The organism is Falsiroseomonas sp. HC035 (assembly GCF_050563525.1).
In the GTDB taxonomy this organism is placed as follows: Bacteria; Pseudomonadota; Alphaproteobacteria; order Acetobacterales; family Acetobacteraceae; genus Falsiroseomonas.
Window position 1 is genome coordinate 735,748 of record NZ_JBNXUN010000001.1, and the last position, 16,691, is coordinate 752,438.

At 71.0% G+C, this 16,691-nt stretch carries 21 protein-coding genes; 12 read left to right on the forward strand and 9 right to left on the reverse strand.

Translation table 11 applies throughout. The features are described from left to right. Window positions 1-37: 37 nt before the first annotated feature. Genes ACLF3G_RS03635 through ACLF3G_RS03650 form a run of 4 tightly spaced genes read right to left on the reverse strand, consistent with a single transcriptional unit; the run spans window position 38 to window position 2,731 of the window. Window positions 38-679, reverse strand: a complete 642-nt coding sequence (locus tag ACLF3G_RS03635) for a MotE family protein (protein WP_430667955.1) — start codon at window positions 677-679, stop codon at window positions 38-40. Next, on the reverse strand, window positions 676-1,092 hold the full coding sequence (locus tag ACLF3G_RS03640) for a DUF6468 domain-containing protein (protein ID WP_430667956.1): 417 nt from the start codon (window positions 1,090-1,092) through the stop codon (window positions 676-678). The genes ACLF3G_RS03635 and ACLF3G_RS03640 overlap by 4 nt, the downstream gene beginning before the upstream one ends. Then, window positions 1,089-2,201, reverse strand: coding sequence for a flagellar motor switch protein FliM (fliM, locus tag ACLF3G_RS03645; RefSeq protein ID WP_430667957.1), 1,113 nt, complete (start codon window positions 2,199-2,201; stop codon window positions 1,089-1,091). The genes ACLF3G_RS03640 and fliM overlap by 4 nt, the downstream gene beginning before the upstream one ends. Further along, the gene (locus tag ACLF3G_RS03650) at window positions 2,198-2,731 is read right to left on the reverse strand and encodes a flagellar basal body-associated FliL family protein (protein ID WP_430667958.1); all 534 of its coding nucleotides are present in this window, start codon (window positions 2,729-2,731) and stop codon (window positions 2,198-2,200) included. Before ACLF3G_RS03650 ends, fliM begins: the two co-directional genes overlap by 4 nt. Window positions 2,732-2,940: 209 nt before the next feature. Between ACLF3G_RS03650 and ACLF3G_RS03655 the strand changes: the two genes are divergently transcribed. From ACLF3G_RS03655 to flgH, 4 genes are read left to right on the forward strand one after another with little or no spacing between them, the layout of a single operon-like run. Next, a complete protein-coding gene (locus tag ACLF3G_RS03655) occupies window positions 2,941-3,687 on the forward strand; it encodes a flagellar hook basal-body protein (RefSeq protein WP_430667959.1) in 747 nt (248 codons plus the stop codon). A 39-nt stretch (window positions 3,688-3,726) separates the two neighbouring features. Then, on the forward strand, window positions 3,727-4,512 hold the full coding sequence (gene flgG, locus ACLF3G_RS03660; RefSeq protein ID WP_430667960.1) for a flagellar basal-body rod protein FlgG: 786 nt from the start codon (window positions 3,727-3,729) through the stop codon (window positions 4,510-4,512). Between the two features lie 5 nt (window positions 4,513-4,517). Next, complete coding sequence (gene flgA / locus ACLF3G_RS03665) at window positions 4,518-5,435, forward strand: flagellar basal body P-ring formation chaperone FlgA (RefSeq protein WP_430667961.1); 918 nt, start codon at window positions 4,518-4,520, stop codon at window positions 5,433-5,435. After that, window positions 5,432-6,154 carry a flagellar basal body L-ring protein FlgH gene (gene flgH / locus ACLF3G_RS03670; protein WP_430667962.1) on the forward strand — a complete coding sequence of 241 codons (723 nt, stop codon included), beginning with the start codon at window positions 5,432-5,434 and terminating at the stop codon, window positions 6,152-6,154. Before flgA ends, flgH begins: the two co-directional genes overlap by 4 nt. 13 nt (window positions 6,155-6,167) lie before the next feature. On the opposite strand, the gene ACLF3G_RS03675 is transcribed toward flgH, so the two are convergent. From ACLF3G_RS03675 to ACLF3G_RS03685, 3 genes are all read right to left on the reverse strand, one after another. After that, window positions 6,168-6,989 carry an alpha/beta fold hydrolase gene (locus ACLF3G_RS03675; RefSeq protein ID WP_430667963.1) on the reverse strand — a complete coding sequence of 274 codons (822 nt, stop codon included), beginning with the start codon at window positions 6,987-6,989 and terminating at the stop codon, window positions 6,168-6,170. 63 nt (window positions 6,990-7,052) lie between these two features. Further along, complete coding sequence (locus tag ACLF3G_RS03680) at window positions 7,053-8,903, reverse strand: TRAP transporter permease (RefSeq protein ID WP_430667964.1); 1,851 nt, start codon at window positions 8,901-8,903, stop codon at window positions 7,053-7,055. Between the two features lie 62 nt (window positions 8,904-8,965). Then, the gene (locus tag ACLF3G_RS03685) at window positions 8,966-9,910 is read right to left on the reverse strand and encodes a TAXI family TRAP transporter solute-binding subunit (protein ID WP_430667965.1); all 945 of its coding nucleotides are present in this window, start codon (window positions 9,908-9,910) and stop codon (window positions 8,966-8,968) included. Window positions 9,911-10,037: 127 nt separating this feature from the next. Between ACLF3G_RS03685 and ACLF3G_RS03690 the strand changes: the two genes are divergently transcribed. Beyond that, a complete protein-coding gene (locus ACLF3G_RS03690; protein WP_430667966.1) occupies window positions 10,038-10,766 on the forward strand; it encodes an SOS response-associated peptidase in 729 nt (242 codons plus the stop codon). Between the two features lie 70 nt (window positions 10,767-10,836). Here the strand turns inward: ACLF3G_RS03690 and dksA are convergent, their stop codons facing one another. Then, a complete protein-coding gene (gene dksA, locus ACLF3G_RS03695; RefSeq protein WP_430668136.1) occupies window positions 10,837-11,250 on the reverse strand; it encodes an RNA polymerase-binding protein DksA in 414 nt (137 codons plus the stop codon). Window positions 11,251-11,394: 144 nt separating this feature from the next. Beyond that, the gene (locus tag ACLF3G_RS03700; protein ID WP_430667967.1) at window positions 11,395-11,808 is read right to left on the reverse strand and encodes a flagellar assembly protein FliX; all 414 of its coding nucleotides are present in this window, start codon (window positions 11,806-11,808) and stop codon (window positions 11,395-11,397) included. A gap of 163 nt (window positions 11,809-11,971) precedes the next feature. Between ACLF3G_RS03700 and ACLF3G_RS03705 the strand changes: the two genes are divergently transcribed. From ACLF3G_RS03705 to ACLF3G_RS03735, 7 genes are read left to right on the forward strand one after another with little or no spacing between them, the layout of a single operon-like run. Then, window positions 11,972-13,084, forward strand: coding sequence for a flagellar basal body P-ring protein FlgI (locus ACLF3G_RS03705; RefSeq protein WP_430667968.1), 1,113 nt, complete (start codon window positions 11,972-11,974; stop codon window positions 13,082-13,084). Beyond that, complete coding sequence (locus ACLF3G_RS03710) at window positions 13,084-13,395, forward strand: rod-binding protein (protein ID WP_430667969.1); 312 nt, start codon at window positions 13,084-13,086, stop codon at window positions 13,393-13,395. Before ACLF3G_RS03705 ends, ACLF3G_RS03710 begins: the two co-directional genes overlap by 1 nt. Further along, window positions 13,392-13,787 carry a hypothetical protein gene (locus ACLF3G_RS03715; RefSeq protein ID WP_430667970.1) on the forward strand — a complete coding sequence of 132 codons (396 nt, stop codon included), beginning with the start codon at window positions 13,392-13,394 and terminating at the stop codon, window positions 13,785-13,787. Before ACLF3G_RS03710 ends, ACLF3G_RS03715 begins: the two co-directional genes overlap by 4 nt. Before the next feature lie 50 nt (window positions 13,788-13,837). Continuing rightward, window positions 13,838-14,398, forward strand: coding sequence for a hypothetical protein (locus ACLF3G_RS03720; RefSeq protein WP_430667971.1), 561 nt, complete (start codon window positions 13,838-13,840; stop codon window positions 14,396-14,398). Then, entirely contained in the window at window positions 14,395-14,907 is a 513-nt protein-coding gene (locus ACLF3G_RS03725) for a hypothetical protein (RefSeq protein ID WP_430667972.1), read from the forward strand. Before ACLF3G_RS03720 ends, ACLF3G_RS03725 begins: the two co-directional genes overlap by 4 nt. A gap of 41 nt (window positions 14,908-14,948) precedes the next feature. Further along, on the forward strand, window positions 14,949-15,713 hold the full coding sequence (locus ACLF3G_RS03730) for a RibD family protein (RefSeq protein WP_430667973.1): 765 nt from the start codon (window positions 14,949-14,951) through the stop codon (window positions 15,711-15,713). Continuing rightward, window positions 15,710-16,687, forward strand: coding sequence for a zinc-dependent alcohol dehydrogenase (locus tag ACLF3G_RS03735; protein WP_430667974.1), 978 nt, complete (start codon window positions 15,710-15,712; stop codon window positions 16,685-16,687). Before ACLF3G_RS03730 ends, ACLF3G_RS03735 begins: the two co-directional genes overlap by 4 nt. Window positions 16,688-16,691 lie beyond the last annotated feature (4 nt).

The following is a 16,691-nucleotide window of genomic DNA, read 5'->3' on the forward strand; positions in this document are numbered from 1 at the left end:
GCCCTTTCAACCGATTCATCCGCCATCCTGGCGCCACTTACTGTGCCGCGCCGCGCCCGGCGCGCAGGCGCGCCAGCTCCGCCGTCAGCAGCCGCGCCCGGTCGGGGCGCATGGCGCCCATCACCGGTGCGGCCTTCGCTTCCCGCATCTGGTCCATCAGGCGGACCAGCACGGGCATTTCCAGCTCGTCGAAGATCACCGCCGCATCGCGCGGCCGCATGCCTTCGTAGAGCTTCACCAGGCCGCGCATGCCCGCTTCCTCGCGGGTCGCGCGGTCCTGTTCCATCGCCTCCAGCCGGCGTTGCAGCGCGACCAGTTCCTCGACGCGCTGCGCCAGGCGGCGCTCGGCGGCGGCGACCAGCGTTTCGCGGGCGACCGCCTGCGCCTCCCGCTGCTCGATCGCGGCGCGACGGGCGCGCAGTTGTTCCAGCAGGGCGCGTTCCGCGGCCTGTTCGGCGGTGGGTGCGGGCGGCGTGGTGCTAGGCGTCGCGGCCGGTGTGGCGGCGGCCGGCACCTGGGGCGCCTGGGCCTGGGCCTGGGCCTGGGCCTGGGCCTGGGCCTGGGCGATCCCCGGCCACGCCACCTCCCCCGCGCGCCACAGGCGTTCCGCCTTGACCACGGCGAGCAGCGCCATCAGGCCGAAGCACACCGGCAGCAGGCGGAGGCGCGGCAGTCTCATCGGCCGCCCCGCAGCGCCCGCAGCAATTCGCGCTCGGCCTCGCTGCGCGGCGCGGGGCCGGTGGCGGGCGGCGGTTCGGCGGCGGTCGGGCGGGCCTGGCGCACCAGGCCATCCAGCCGGTCGGCCAGCATCTCCGCACGTTCCGTCAGGAAGCGCAGGTCCTCGCGCAGCGGCGTCGCTTCCGCGACACGCTCGGCGACGCTGCGGCCGGCCTGTTCGGCGGTGGCGCGCAGCCGCGCCAGCGTGGCCTCCGCGGCCTCGCCGGCGGCGGAGATGCCGGCGGCGCCGGCCTCCATCGCGGCGCCCTCGCGGCGCAGTGCGGCGATCTGGCGTTCCAGCCGCCAGCCGAAGGGCACGGCGATGGCCAGCAGCAGCAGCAGCGCGCCCTGCGCGGTCCATTCGATCAGGCTCATGCTCCGCGTCCCTCCAGCCGGGCCTGGATCGCCGCCGGCGATACCTCCCGCCCATTGTCGATGCGCACGGCGAGGCGGTTCTCCCGCCGGCCGAGCTGGCCTTCGAACAGCGGTACGTCGCCGCAGCGCAGCCGCACCGGCGCGCCGGAGGGCGAGGCCAGCATCAGGCGGTCGCCGACATTCAGCCGCAGCACCTGCGACAGCAGCATGGTCTGCTCATCGAGCACCACGTCCAGCGCGACCTCGGTCTGGCGCAGTTCCTCCGCCAGGTGGGTTTCCCAGATGCTGTCGCGGCCGAAGCGTTCGCCCATGAATTGCTGCAGCAGCAATTCGCGCACCGGCTCCAGCGTCGCATAGGGCAGCAGGATGTCGATGCGGCCACCGCGATCCTCCATGTCCACCCGCAGGCGGGCCAGCACGGCGGCGTTCGAAAGCCGGGAGACGGCGGCGAAACGCGGGTTCACCTCCAGCCGGTCGAAGCGGAAATCGATCGGGCACAGCGGCTCGAACGCCGCGCGCAGGTCGCCCAGCACCACGGTGATCAGGCGCTCGACCAGCGTGCGCTCGATGGTCGTGTAGGGCCTTCCCTCGATGCGCATGGCGGCGGTGCCGCGGCGGCCGCCGAGCAGCACGTCCACCACCGAATAGATCAGGCTGCTGTCGACCACGACCAGCCCGTAATTGTCCCACTGCTCCGCCTTGTAGACCGCCAGCATGGCCGGCAGCGGGATGGAGTTCAGGTAGTCGCCGAAGCGCAGCGAGGTCATCGCGTCGATGCTGATCTCGACGTTGTCGGAGGTGAAGTTGCGCAGGGTGGTGGACATCAGCCGGACCAGGCGATCGAACACGATCTCCAGCATCGGCAGGCGTTCATAGGCGATGAGGCCGGCCGAGATGATGCGCTCGATGCCGCTTTCGCCATTGTCGCCGGCCGGGCCGTTCTCGAAGCCGAGCAGGCTGTCGATCTCGGCCTGGTTGAGCACGCGTGCGGCATCGGCGGGTGGCGGGCCGGCAGCGGGCGCGTCGTCGAAAGGGTCCGGCGCGCCGGCGGTATCGACCGAGGCACCCCAGGCGGCGGCGAGTTCGTCCTCCTCCGGCGTACCGCTCATTGAACCAGCATTTCCATGAACAGCACGTCGGTGATGCGGGCCGGGTGGGCGGCGAGCGTGGCGCGGGCGATCAACTCCTCCCGCAGCCGGTGCGTGCCGGCGCTGCCGCGCAGTTCGTCCGGGCGCACCTCCCGCAGGTAGGTCTGGAACAGGTCGAGCAGGCGCGGCATCGCCTCCGTCACCGCCGCCGTGTCCGCCGCCTTGCTGATCTCGAGCTTGGCGCGCAGGCGGACGAAGACCGGGCGGCGGCCAGGCGCGTTCAGGTTGGTGATGATCTCCGGCAGTTCGACGAAGGCGGGCGGACTGCGCGGTGGTGGCGCGGGCTCGCCGGGTGTCTCCACCGCCGGAGGTTCCGCATTCATGCCGAGCAGGCCGGGCAGGATGCCGCTGAACCACAGCCCCGCCGCGGCGCCGAGCAGCAGGACGGGCAGCAGGATCAGCAGCAGCTTCTTCTTGCCGCCGCCCTTCTTCGCCCCGTGGGCGGCGGGGTCCTCCCCCGCCGCCGCATCCATCTTGGCTGCCGCCGCCATGCGCCTGTCCGAGCCTTCCTGCCGTGTCCGTGTCGCGTCGTGCTTCGGGCACCATGGGGCAGCGGGCTTGCGGGAGAGTTAAAGCGCCGGCGTTTGCCGGGTGGCGGCGAAATATGCCGGGCGGGCGGCAGAAGCTGCGCGGCCCAGGCGCGCACCGGCTGGCACACGGCTTGCCCAGTGCCTGACGGAACGCGGAGCCTGATCGACCCATGGACAGCCCCGGCTACATCGTCCTGTCGCGCCTGGTGGCGCAGAGCCGCGCCTCGGCGGTGACGGCGAACAACATCGCCAACGCGGATACGCCCGGCTTCCGCGCCGCGAGGCCCGTGTTCGGCACGGTGCTGGAACGGCAGATGGATGCGGCAGTGCCGGAGGGCGGTCGCGACCTGGCGTTCGCGCAGGACCGCGCCACCTGGCGCGATACGGCGCCGGGACCGTTGGCCGCAACCGGCAACCCGCTGGATCTGGCGCTGGCGGCGCCGGAGGGGTTCTTCGCCGTGGAGACGCCGCGCGGCGAACGCTTCACCCGCGCCGGCCGCTTCACGCTGGACAACGAGCGGCGCGTGGCGGACGCCGAAGGAAATCCGGTGCTCAGCACCAACGGCCAGCCGATCCGCGTCGCCGAGGGCGACAGCCGGATCGAGGTGCTGGGCGACGGCACGCTGCGCACGGAGACCGGCCCGGTGGCGCGGCTGCGCGTGGTGCGATTCGACGATCGCCAGAAGCTGAACGCCGAGGGCGACCGGCTGTTCGCGGCGCCGGAGGACATGCCGGGCGTGGCCGTGGAACGCCCCGGCGTGGTGCAGGGCGCGATGGAGGGCAGCAACGTGCGGCCGGTGATCGAACTGACCCGGATGACGGAGGACCTGCGGGAATTCCAGTTCGTGGCCCAGATGGCGGAACGCGAGGGCGAGCGGCTGGGCAGCGCGGTGGAGCGGATTCTGCGGCGGAAGTAGCGCGGCGGCACGTGGACCTGATCACAAGGAACAAGAAGAATGCGCAGCCTGCACATCGCCGGAACCGGCATGATGGCCCAGCAGACGAATGTGGAAGTCATTTCCAACAACATCGCGAACATGAGCACCACCGGCTACAAGCGGCGGCGCGCGGAATTCCAGGACCTGATCTACCAGAACATGCGCCGCGTGGGCTCACAGTCCGCCGATACCGGCAGCGTGCTGCCATCCGGCGCGCAGGTCGGGCTCGGCGTGAAGACCGGGGCGGTGTACCGGATCTCGGAACAGGGCAGCTTGTCACAGACCGAGAACCGGTTCGACATGGCGATCCGCGGCAACGGCTATTTCCAGATCACACTGCCCTCCGGCGAGACCGCCTATACCCGCGACGGCACCTTTGCGCTGTCGCCGGAAGGCATCATCGTCACGGCCGATGGCTATGTGGTGCAGCCCGGCATCGCGGTGCCGGCGGCGGCCCGCGACGTGACGATCAACGCGACGGGCGAGGTGCTGGCGAAGCTTGATGGCCAGGTCGACCCGCAGAATGTCGGGCAGATCCAGCTCGCCATCTTCGCCAACGAGACCGGGCTGGAGGCGGTGGGCGACAACCTGCTGCTGGCAACGCCAGGGTCCGGCGCGGCGCAGCAGGGGGCGGCGGGCACGCCGGGCTTCGGCCAGGTGCTGCAGGGCTTCGTCGAGACCAGCAACGTGAACGTGGTGCAGGAGATCACCAACCTGATCACCGCGCAGCGCGCCTACGAGATGAACAGCAAGGTGATCTCGGCCAGCGACGAGATGCTCTCCACACTCTCGCGGCTGCGGTGAGCGCCATGCGCCACATCCTGCTGGCCCTGTGCTGCATCCTGCCGGCGGCGGCGCAGGACCTGCCCACGCTGCGGCCCTTCGCGACGGTGGAGGATGCCACCGTGCGGCTGGAAGACCTGTTCGACGGGCTGGGCGCCCGCGGTGCCACGGTGCTCGGCCCGGCACCGCCGCCGGGGCAGCGCCTGGTGGTGGAGGCAGCGCAGTTGTTCGCCATCGCCCGGCGGCACGACATCGCCTGGCAGCCCAGTGGCGGCGCCGACCGCGTGGTGCTGGACCGCCCGGGCCGCGCCCTGACGCAGGAGGAGGTGCTGGACGCGCTGCGCCAGGTTCTGGGGCCCCAGGGGGTGGAGGAGAAGGCGGACCTCGTCCTGAGCGGGTTCAGCGCGCCGCTGCTGCCGCCGGCCGCGCTGCCGCAGATCCTGGTGGAACAGGCGAGCTACGATGCCGGCAGCGGCCGCTTCGGCGCCAGCCTGGCCGTGGCCGCGGACGGCATGCCGACGCAGCGCATCCGGCTCGCGGGCCGCGTGGTGGCGACGCATCCGGTGCTGGTCGCGGTGCGGCGGATGGCGGTGGGCGAGGTGCTGCGACCGGAGGATGTGCGGCTGGTGCGGCTGCCGTCCAGCCAGGGTCGCCCTGGAGCTGCGGAGCGTGCGGACCAGGCAGTGGGCCAGGCGCTGCGGCGGCCGGCGGCGGCGGGGCAGCCGCTGCTGCTGGCAAGCCTGGCACCGCCGCTGGTGATCGAACGTGGTGCCACGGTGACGCTGCACTACGAGACGCGCGGGCTCGCCATGACGGCGCAGGGGCGCGCCATGGAAGGCGCGTCGCGCGGCGCGGTGGTGCCGGTGATGAACCTCGGCAGCCGGATCATCGTGGAGGGTCGCGCGATCGGGCCGGGCCAGGTGCGGGTGGAGGCGGCGCGGTGAGGCGCCTCGCGCTGGTGCTGCTGCTGGCCCTGCCGGCCTGTGAACGCCTCACGGAGGTCGGGCGGGCCCCCATGATGGCGGCGATGGACAACCCGACCGCCGCACCGGGCTACCAGCCGGTGTCCATGCCGATGCCGGCGGCGCAGACGCCGAACCATGGCGGCAACAGCCTGTGGCGCCCCGGCAGCCGCACCTTCCTGCGCGACCAGCGGGCCGCGGCGGTGGGCGACCTGATCACCGTGCTGGTCAGCATCCAGGACACCGCGCAGTTGCAGAACACCACGGCGCGGGAGCGGGAGGGCACGGATACCATCGGCCTGCCGCGGCTGTTCGGCCTGGAATCCTCGCTGACGCGCATCCTGCCGAACACCATCGATCCCTCCGCCCTGGTGCAGACCAACGGGGCGCAGACCACCAACGGCACCGGTTCCGTCCGGCGGACGGAGACGGTAACGCTGCGGCTGGCGGCAACCGTCACGCAGGCGCTGCCGAACGGCAATTTGGTGGTCGCAGGCCGGCAGCAGGTGCGGGTGAATCATGAGCTGCGCGACCTGCAGGTGACGGGCGTGATCCGCCCGCAGGACATCGCCAGCGACAACACGGTGCGGCACGACCGGCTGGCGGAGGCGCGGATCGCCTATGGTGGGCGGGGCACCATCTCCGATGTCCAGTCGCCGCGCATCGGGCAACAGATACTGGACATCGTTTCGCCGTTCTGACGCGTCGTCGGGCTCAGCCGCGCAGGAAGGCGAGCAGGTCCTGCGTCAGGCGATCCTTGTGCGTCGCCGCCAGTCCGTGCGGCGCGCCATCATATTCCAGCAGGCGCGATTGCCGGATGGCCGCGGCGGCGGGACGGGCAGAGGCATCGATCGGCACGGTGGCGTCGGCGGTGCCGTGGATGATCAGCGTCGGCACCGTGAAGGCCGGCAGGTCGGGCCGGAAATCCGTGGTGGCGAAGGCCTGGGCGCAGGCGAGCGTTGGCTTCAGCCCGGCCATCATCGCGGTATTGACCGTCCACTGCACCAGATCACTGCTGACCGGGCTGCTGAGCATGCCGACGCCGTAGAACTGCTTGAAGAAGGTGGCGAAGAAGCCGGGACGGTCCTCCTTCATCTGCGCCGTCATCTGGTCGAAGGTGGCCTGCGGCACGCCTTCCGGGTTGTCCCGGGTCTGCAACATGTAGGGCACGACGGAAGCGATGAGCCCGGCCTGGCGCACGCCGCGGCCGGCATGGCGCGACATGTAGCGCGCAATCTCCCCGCCCCCCATCGAGAAGCCGATGATGGCGGCATCGGCGGCGCCGGTCTCGGACAGTACATCGGCCAGGTCGTCCGCGAGCGTGTCGTAGTCGTAGCCCGACCAGGGCTGTTCGGACCGGCCGAAACCGCGGCGGTCATAGGCGATGACCTTGAAGCCGGCTTCCGCCAGCGGCATCGCCTGGTCGTCCCAGCTATCGGCGGAAAGGGGCCAGCCATGCGTCAGGACGACGGGCCGGCCGCTGCCCCAGACCTTGGTGTAGAGCGAGGTTCCGTCGCGGGTCTTCAAATACGGCATCGGGTGTTGGATCCTTGTGGTGGTCCAGCCCCCAACGCCGGAGGCGGCGCAGCGTTTCGAAGGCTAAACCACCGCCGGCCGCCGCCGCTGCACCAGTTGCAGCAGCAGCACGCCGCCGCCGAGGATGATGCCCACAGCATCCGTCACCAGGCCCGGCTTGATCAGCGCCAGCGCGGCGATGAAAAGCGCGACCCGTTCCCACATCGGCATCGGCCGCAGCAGATAGGCATGCAGGGACGCCGCCAGCAGCAGGCAGCCGGCGGTGGCACTGGCCACTGCGAAGATCACCTCGCTCCAGGTGCCGATCAGCAGCAGCGCGGGCTGGAAGACAAAGATGAAGGGCACGATGAAGCCGGCCGCGCCGATCTTCATCGCGGCCCAGCCGCTGCTCCACATGTCCGTCTTGGCGAGCCCGGCGGCGGCGAACACGGCCAGCGCCACCGGCGGCGTGATGGCGGACAGGATGGCGAAGTAGAAGGCGAACATGTGCGCCGCCGGCACCACCACGCCCATGGCGATCAGCGCCGGGACCAGCAGGGACACCATCACGATGTAGGCCGGCGTGGTCGGCATCCCCATGCCGAGGATGATGCCGGCCATCATGGTCAGGATCAGCGCGAAAATCAGGTTGTTGTTGGCGACGTTCACGACGAGCTGCGTGAAGGTGATGCCGAGTCCGGTGAGTGCGATCAGCCCGATGACGATGCCGGCGCAGGCGCAGGCCATGGCGATGCCCAGCGAGTTCCGCGCGCCGTCCAGCATCGCGTCCCACACCCCGCCGAGGGTCACATGGTGGCGGCTGTTGGCACGCAGCGCCGCGGCCGGGAAGCAGGACAGTGTCGCGACCAGCGCCACCAGCGGCGCGGAATAGCCGCCGAACAGGCCGATGATGATGACCAGGATCGGCAGGAACAGGTGCCAGCTTTCGCGCATCACGTCACCGAGCCGTGGCACCTCGTGGTCCGGCAGGCCGGCGAGCCCGGCGCGCTTCGCCTCGAAATGCACCGCGGCGAAGGTGGCGACATAATAAAGGAGTGCCGGGATCAGCGCCCAGGTGACGACCTGGAGGTAGGAGACTCCGAGGAACTCCGCCATGACGAAGGCGGCAGCCCCCATGATCGGCGGCATGATCTGCCCGCCAGTGCTGGCCACGGCTTCGACGCCGGCGGCGAACTGCGGCCGGAAGCCGCTGCGCTTCATCAGGGGGATCGTCACCTGTCCCGTCACCATCACGTTGGCGACGGCGGAGCCGGAGACCGAGCCGAACAGGGAGGAGGACACCACGGCGACCTTGCCCGGCCCGCCGCTGCTGCGCCCGGTCAGGGCGAGCGCGAAATCCATGAACAGCTTGCCGACGCCCGATCGCTCCATGAACGAGCCGAACAGCACGAAGATCACGACGAAGCCGGCGGAGACGCCGAGCGTGGAGCCGAAGATACCGTCCGTGGTCAGGTACAACTGGTCCAGGATGGCCAGTGCGCCGACATCGGTGAAGAAGTAGGACCAGATCAGGAAGACGCTCGCGGTGATCGGCAGGGCGAGGCCGATGACGCGGCGCGTCGCCTCCAGGATCAGGACGGTCAGCAGCCAGCCGCCGATGATGTCGGAGGGGCGCGGGTCGTCGATGTAGGGGATGCGGTTGACCAGCCAGTCATAGTCCACGAACAGCCGGCCGACCGCCCAGATGGACAGGGCGCAGAGCAGCCAGTCCTCCGGCCCCGGCACGCGGCGTTCGCCATCCTGGCCCTTGCGCAGCGGGAACATGATGAAGACCAGCGACATGGCGAACAGAAGGTGGGTGCCGCGGAAGATCACCGCCTCGGGCGGCGACAGGGCGATGGCCCACATGTGGTAGATCGCCATCGCCGCGGCGATGGTGCCGGCCAGGCCGTGCATGGCGCGCGCGTAGGTCATCCGCTGGTCCTAATCGAATGGGCGGTCGGAGCCTGCCGCTGCGGCAGGCCCCTATCGGTCGGTCAGCGAGCGGCGGCTTCGCGGTAGAAGCGCGCGGCTCCGGGATGCATCGGCACGCCGATATCGGCGGCGGCGGTCGCCGGGGTGCTGTTGCGCATGGCGCTGACGATGTTGCGCAGCGTGTCCGCGTTGTCCCACAGCAGCTTCACCATCTGGTAGACCTGCTCCTCGTTGCGGTCGCAGTTGGTGATCAGGTGCGCGGTGTAGGTGATCTGCATCGGCGTGCCCTGCTGCTGCGGATAGGTGTTCGCCGGCAGCGCTTCCCCCTGGTAGCCCGGGTTGATGGCGCGCATGCGGTCCACATACGGCGCCAGGTCGATGATCCGCATCTGCCGCGCGCTCGCCAGATCCATCACCGAACTCGCCGGGATGGTGGTGCCGAGGGTGAAGACCTGCGCGTGGCCGTCCCGCAGCAGGCCCACCGCATCGGTGTAGCTGGACTGGAAGCTGGCGCGCACGTCGCTGTAGGACATGCCCGCGGCCTGCAGGATGTGTTGCGTGACCACTTCCGCCGTGTTGCCGCGCGGCTGCAGCGCGATCGGGCGGCCGCGCATGTCCTCGATCCGGTTGATGCCGGAATCGGCCAGCGCGATCACCTGGAACCACTGCGGGTACAGCGAGCCGATGTTGCAGACATTGCTCACCTTCTCCGGGAAGGGTGCGTTGCCGGCGATGCCGTCGACCGTGCTGATGGAGTTGCCGAAGGCAACGCTGGCGCGGCCGCCGCCGATGCCACGGACATTGGCGACGCCGGCGCCCGGCAGGGTCTGCACGCTGATGCCGGGGATGGCGCGTTCCCAGATGTTCTTCAGCGCGCCCGCGATCGGCACCCAGGCACCGCCCTGCGGGCCAGTCATGAAGCGCAGCGTTTCCTGCGCCGAGGCGGGGGCGGCGAGAGACAGACTACCGGCGAGGCCGAGCGCCATCACCGCGGTGAGGTTCTTCATTTTGTCATCTCCCAGCAAGTTCTTGGACGGCCCTGTTTAACGCCTGTGCCGCGTGCGGCAACCCCGCAACCTGTCCGCGCACCCATCAAGGCGTTATCCTGGCGGCTCGTGAAGGACGATCGGACCCATGTGCGGACGCTACCTGTTGCAGCGCAGCCCGGCGGAGCTGGCGCAGTATTTCGGCACGGTGAACCCGACGCCGAACCACGCCGCCTCCTGGAACATCGCGGTGACGCAGGACAGCCTGGTGGTGCGCCGGCATCCCGAAAGCGGCGAGCGGCACCTGGACCGGCTGCGCTGGGGCCTGGTGCCGCGCTGGGCCACGGACACCAAGGATGCGGCGAAGCTGATGAATGCGCGGGCGGATGGAATTGCCGAAAAGCCATCCTTCCGGGACGCCTTCCGCAAGCGCCGATGCCTGGTGCCGATGGATGCCTTCTACGAATGGCGCAAGGCGGAGGACGGCACCAAGCAGGCCTATGCGGTGGCCCAGGCGGATGGCATGCCGATGGCCGTTGCCGGCCTGTGGGAGGGCTGGAAGCAGCCGGATGGCGCCTGGCTGCGCAGCTTCACCGTGATCACCACGGACGCCAACGAGAAGCAGGCGCTGGTGCATCACCGCATGCCGGTGGTGCTGCCGCCGGAGGTCTGGGACGCCTGGCTGGGCGAGGAACCGGCGGAGCCGGAGGATCTGCTGGAACTGCTGGTGCCCTGCCCGGCGGAGGAACTGCTGGCCTGGCCGGTGGACAACCGCGTCGGCAAGGTGTCGGAGAACGACGCCCGCCTGGCGCGGCGCGACCCCGGCGCCCGGCCGCCGCCGGGGCTGGATGACGCGCCGCCGGAGTGGGTGGGCTAGAACCCCCTCACCCAACCCTCTCCCCCTGAAGCAACCCTCTCCCCCTGAAGGAGGGGGAGAGGGCTTAGGGTCAGTCGTCGCGGTGGACCCGCTCCATCCGCTCATGGCGCTCCTGCGCCTCGATCGACAGGGTGGCGATGGGGCGGGCTTCCAGGCGGCGCAGGCCGATCGGCTCCCCGGTCTCCTCGCAATAGCCGTAGGTGCCGTTCTCCACCCGCTCCAGCGCCTGGTCGATCTTGGAGATCAGCTTGCGGGCCCGATCCCGGGTGCGGAGTTCCAGGGCCCGGTCGGTCTCGACGCTGGCGCGGTCCGTCAGGTCGGCCTCAATGATGCCTCCCTGGCCCATCGAGGTCAGGGTCTCGCCGGCCTCGCGCAGCAGGTCATTGCGCCACTTCAGAAGCTTCTGCCGAAAATACTCCAGCTGCAGGGGGTTCATGAACTCTTCGTCGCTCATCGGACGGTAGTCCGGCGGCAAGGTCACCAGCATGGCAGGACGTCCCCAAGCTTCTGCCACCCCAGGCCCGGCGCCCGGCTGGCGAAAGCGGCCGGACCATAGTGGCGGGGATGGGGCGGAAGCAAGGCCTCGTTTCGGCGCAAGCTTCTGATCTTCGCCCGCTTTTCAGTTGCGTTAAAGCTGCGCGACGGTTCTGCGCGCGATCTCCAGCCGCGCCCGCAGCCGCACCTGCTGGACCAGGGCGGCCAGCTCGGGCTCAAGCCCGACCGGGCTTTCGGCGGCGAGGCGTTCCAGCCGGTCCAGCCGGCCGGGGTCCGTGGCGCCGCGCAGCAGGTCCAGTTGCAGGCCGCGCAACTCCTCCAGCGCCTGGCCGGCGCGGCGGCGGGCACGGCTGGCGGGGGCCTCGGGTGGCGGCGCGGCGCCGGCATCCTGCAACGCCAGCAACGCGCCGGTGGCAGCGGCGGCGGCAAGTTCCGGGGGCGCGCCGGCCTCCGCGGCCTGCCCGGGCAGGGCGAAGGCCCCGCCGCGGCGTGGGCGGCCGGAGGCCACGCCGCTGAACCCGGTTGGCCTGACTGGACCCATGGCCATCGTCTGCCTCCTTTCCTGCCGGGTGGCACGGCAGCCCCTGCCCCATCCCGGCACATCCTGCCGCCCGATCCCGTGCAGACCCTGGCACATGCCTTGCGAAGGTCGCCGCGCCCCCTGGCTCCGGGGCGCGGAGGTCAGCTTGTCCGGAAAACCTTGCCCGAGAATGACGATCCTGGGTCGCCTCGCGCTGGCCCTGTCGCTCGCCCTGGCGCTGGCGCCGGACGACGGGCTCGCCCAGCAGGTGCGGATCAAGGACATCGCGGATGTCGAAGGGATGCGGGAGAACCAGCTGGTCGGCTACGGGCTGGTGGTCGGGCTGAACGGCACCGGCGACAAGCTGCGCAGCGCGGTGTTCACCCGGCAATCGCTGATCGGCGTGCTGGAACGCCTCGGCGTGAACACGCGCGACCAGGAACGCCAGCTGGATACGCGGAATGTCGCGGCGGTGATGGTCACCGCCAACCTGCCGGCCTTCGCGCGCACCGGGGGGCGCATCGATATCGCCGTCTCGGCGCTCGGCGATGCCACCAACCTGACCGGCGGGATGCTGCTGGTGACGCCGCTGCTGGCCGCGGATGGGGAGGTGTATGCGGTGGCCCAGGGGCCAGTCGTGACAGGCGCCATTTCGGCCCGTGGCGCGGCCGGGTCCGTCACCCGCGGCGTGCCGACCGCAGGGCGCATCGCGAATGGCGCGACGGTGGAACGCGAGGTGCCGTTCCGCTTCGCCGCCACCAGCCAGCTGCGGCTTTCCCTGCGCAACCCGGACCTGACGACGGCGCGGCGCATCGCCGCCGCCATCAACGCCAGCGCCGGCGGCACCGTCGCCACGGCCACGGACCCGCGCACCGTCAGCCTGGCGCTGGCCGGCCGTGATTCCATCGGCTTCCTGGCGCAGATCGAGCAGTTGCGGGTGGTGCCGGACCAGGTGGCGCGGGTGGTGATCGAAGAAGCCTCCGGCACCATCGTCATGGGTGCCAATGTGCGGCTTTCGACCGTCGCCATTGCCCAGGGCAACCTGACCATCCGCATCACGGAGACGCCGCAGGTGGTGCAGCCGAATGCGCTGGCCGGCGGGCAGACCGCGGTGGTGCCGCGCACCGACGTGCAGGTGGACGACCAGTCCGACCGGCGCCTCGGCATCCTGCGCGGCGGCGTGACGCTGGAGGAGCTGGTGCGGGGGCTGAACGGATTGGGCGTCGGGCCGCGCGACATGATCACCATCCTGCAGACCATCAAGTCGGCGGGCGCCTTGCAGGCCGAACTCGAGGTGCGCTGATGGACATCGCACCCGCCCGCCTGCCTGCCGCGTCCCAGAATCCCGCGGCGCTGCGGCGCGTGGCGCAGCAATTCGAGGCTCAGGCGCTCGGCGCGCTGTTGCAGCCGATGTTCCAGGGCCTCCAGACCAGCGGCACCTTCGGTGGCGGCGCGGCGGAGGCGCAGTGGCGCCCGATGCTGGTGGACGCCATCGCCAAAGATCTTTCGCGCATCGGCGGCCTCGGCATCGGCGAGGCGGTGCTGCGCGAGCTGACGCGGATTGCCGGCGCGCAACCTGGCACGACCCAGAACACGGAGACACCATCCCCATGATGCAGCCCCTGATCGTGGCCGCCCAGCGCCTGGCGGAGGCCCTGCGCGCGGAGAACGAGGCGCTGGCGCGGCTCGACCTGGATCGCGCCGGGGCGCTTTCCCTGCCGAAGCAGCAGGCCTCCGACGCCTTCGCCGCCGCCTATGACGCGGCGAGCCGGACCAACACGCGCGCCGAGGGCGCCGAGCGGGCGCAGGCGGAAGCCCTGGCCGGCGGCCTGCGCGACCTGGGCGCGGAGAACCGCCGGCTGCTGGAACGCGCGATCGACCTGCAGTCGCGCGTCATCGAGACCATCGCCGGGGCCAGCCGGCCGAAGGGGCCGGGCACCTATGGCGACCAGGGGCGGAACCGGGAGGGCCGGGGCGGGCCGCTGTCCCTTTCCTCCCGCGCCTAGGGCGCGCGGCTTGCGGCGGGCGGCCGGGGGGCGCAGCTTGGCGGTCCCGCATGTTCCGCCGCAATGCAACATTCCTGGTCATCTCCGCGCTCACGCTGGCCTCCGGCACCGCGGTCCTGCTGCTGCGCGGGCGGGATGCCGCCTGGCAAGCGCTCGGCGCGACCTGGGACCTGATGCTGACGGTGCTGCCCTCCATTCTCGGCGGGCTGCTGCTGTCTGCGGCGCTGCGGCAGTTGGTGCCGCCGGGTGCGCTGGCGCGCTGGATGGGGGCGGAAAGCGGGCTTCGCGGGCTGCTGGTGGCGACGGCCGCGGGCATGGCGATGCCGGGCGGGCCGGTGGCGGCCTTTCCCGTCGTGCTGGTGCTGGCGCAGGCGGGGGCGGATCGCGGCGCCCTGATCGCCTTCGTGCTGGCCTGGTCGCTGAACGGCTTCCAGCGGATCGTGGTGTGGGAACTGCCGATCCTCGGCGCCGATTTCTCGCTGCTGCGTTTCCTGTGCGGCCTGCCGCTGCCGGTGCTGGCCGGGCTGTTCGCGCGCTGGCTGCCGATTCGATGGACGCCGGCGGATGCGCCGGGCATGGCGGCCGCGCCGGGCAGAGACCGCGACGCATGACCTTCGGCGTGATCGCGATCTGGGTGGTGGCGCTGGGCGCGCTGGCGATGTGCCTGCGGCGCAGCCCGGCGGTCGCACGCCGCGCGGTGCAGGATGCCACCAGCGGGCTCGGGCGCGTGTTGCCGGTGATGCTGATGGCGCTGCCCATGGCGGCTTTCGTTGCGGAGTTGATTCCGGCGGGCTGGGCGGAAACCTGGCTCGGGCCGGATAGCGGCGTCGGCGGGATCGTGCTGGCATCCCTGGCGGGCGGGCTGATGCCGGGCGGGCCGTTCGTGGCGTTTCCGCTGGTGCTGGGGTTCCTCAAGGCCGGCGCCGGTCCGTCGCAGATGGTGGCGCTGATTTCCGGCTGGGCGATCCTCGGGCTGCACCGGACCCTGGCGTGGGAACTGCCGATCCTGGGCGGGCGGTTCATCCTGCTGCGGCTGGTGGCGAGCTTCAGCCTGCCGCTGCTGGCAGGGCTGGCGGCCGAGGCGATGCTGCCGCTGTTTCCCGGCGTCGCCGCGCGGTAGATTGCCGTAATCCTGCCGTTGCGGCATGGGATGCCCCGCGCATGCCTGATGATTCCGCCATTGCCGACGCCGAGTGGACCGCGCTGCTGGATGCGCGGCGCCGTGGCGCGCCCGGAGTTGGCCCGCTGGCGGCGCTGTTCGCGCCGTTGCTGGTGCCGCCCGTGACCCCGGATGGCTGCGTCGTGTTCGGCCGGCTGGCGCAGACGCTGGATGGGCGCATCGCCTGCGCCAACGGCGCCTCGCAATGGATCGGCGGGCGTGGCGATATCCTGCACACGCACCGGCTGCGGGCGCTGTGCGATGTGGTGCTGGTGGGCGCCGGCACCGTCCACCACGACGACCCGCGCCTGACGACGCGGGAGGTGGCGGGGCCGAACCCGGTGCGCGTGGTGCTGGACCCGCAACGCCGTTTGCCCGTGACGCACAAGGTATTTTCGGACGGTGCGGCGCCGACGCTGCTGGTCACGTCACTGCCCGGCGAAGCGCGCCACGGCGCGGCAGAGGTGCTGGTGCAGCCGGATTTACCGGGGCTGCTGCGCGACCTTGCCGCGCGCGGACTCGGGAGGATCTTCGTGGAGGGCGGCGGACGCACCGTCTCCGCCTTCCTCGCCGCCGGCTGCCTGGACCGGCTGCACCTGACGGTGGCGCCGGTGATCCTGGGGTCCGGCATTCCCGCCTTCACCCTGCCGGAGGCCGCCTGCATCGGCGACGGGTTGCGCTTCCGCTGGACGCCGCATGTGATCGGGGACGACATGCTGTTCGACATCGCGCTGGATCGCGTCAAGCCGGGGAACCAGGTGGCATGAAGGCGAACGCGCTGTGGATCACTGGCCCGTTCCAGGCCGAGCTGCGCGAGCACGAGCTGGAAATCCCCGGCCCCGACCAGGCGCTGGTGGTCACTGCGGCCAGCGGCATCTCGCGCGGGACCGAACGGCTGGTGTTTGCCGGGCGGGTGCCGGAAAGCCTGTGGCCGGCGATGCGGGCGCCACTGCAATACGGGGATTTCCCGGCGCCGGTGTCCTATGGCTATGCCGCGGTCGGCACGGTGAAGGCGGGGCCGGCGCATCTGCATGGCCGGCGCGTGTTCTGCCTGCACCCGCACCACGATGCCTTCGTGGCACCCGTTGCCATGTGCATCCCCGTGCCGGATGCGGTGCCGGACCGGCGCGCGGTGCTGGCGGCCAACATGGAGACCGCGGTGAACATCCTGTGGGATGCGCGGCCGCTGGTGGGCGAACGGGTGCTGGTGATCGGTGCCGGCGTGGTCGGGCTGCTGGTGACGTACCTGCTCGGCCGGATGCCCGGTTTGGACCTGCATGTCTGCGACCTCGACGCCTCGCGTCGCACCATCGCCGAAAGCTTCGGTGCGGCGTTCTGCGCGCCGGAAGACGTACCGGGGGATCGCGACCTGGTCATCCATGCGTCCGCCAGCACGGAGGGGCTGCGCCTGGCACTGTCGCGCTGCGGCTTCGAGGGTCGCGTGATCGAAGCCTCCTGGTTCGGCGATCGCGGCGTGGAATTGCCACTGGGCGAGGCGTTCCATTCGAAGCGGCTGGCGCTGATCTCGACGCAGGTCGGCCAGGTGGCGCCGGCGATGCGCGGGCGGCGCACGCATGGCGATCGCCTGGCGCTGGCGCTGGACCTGCTTGCGGATGCACGGCTCGATGCGCTGCTTGGGCCGGAGACCGCCTTCGCCGATCTGCCGAATGCACTGGGTGCCTTGCTGTCGCCACCATCGGGGGCACATCAGCCGCTCTGCCCCGTCGTCATCTATCCATAGAGTG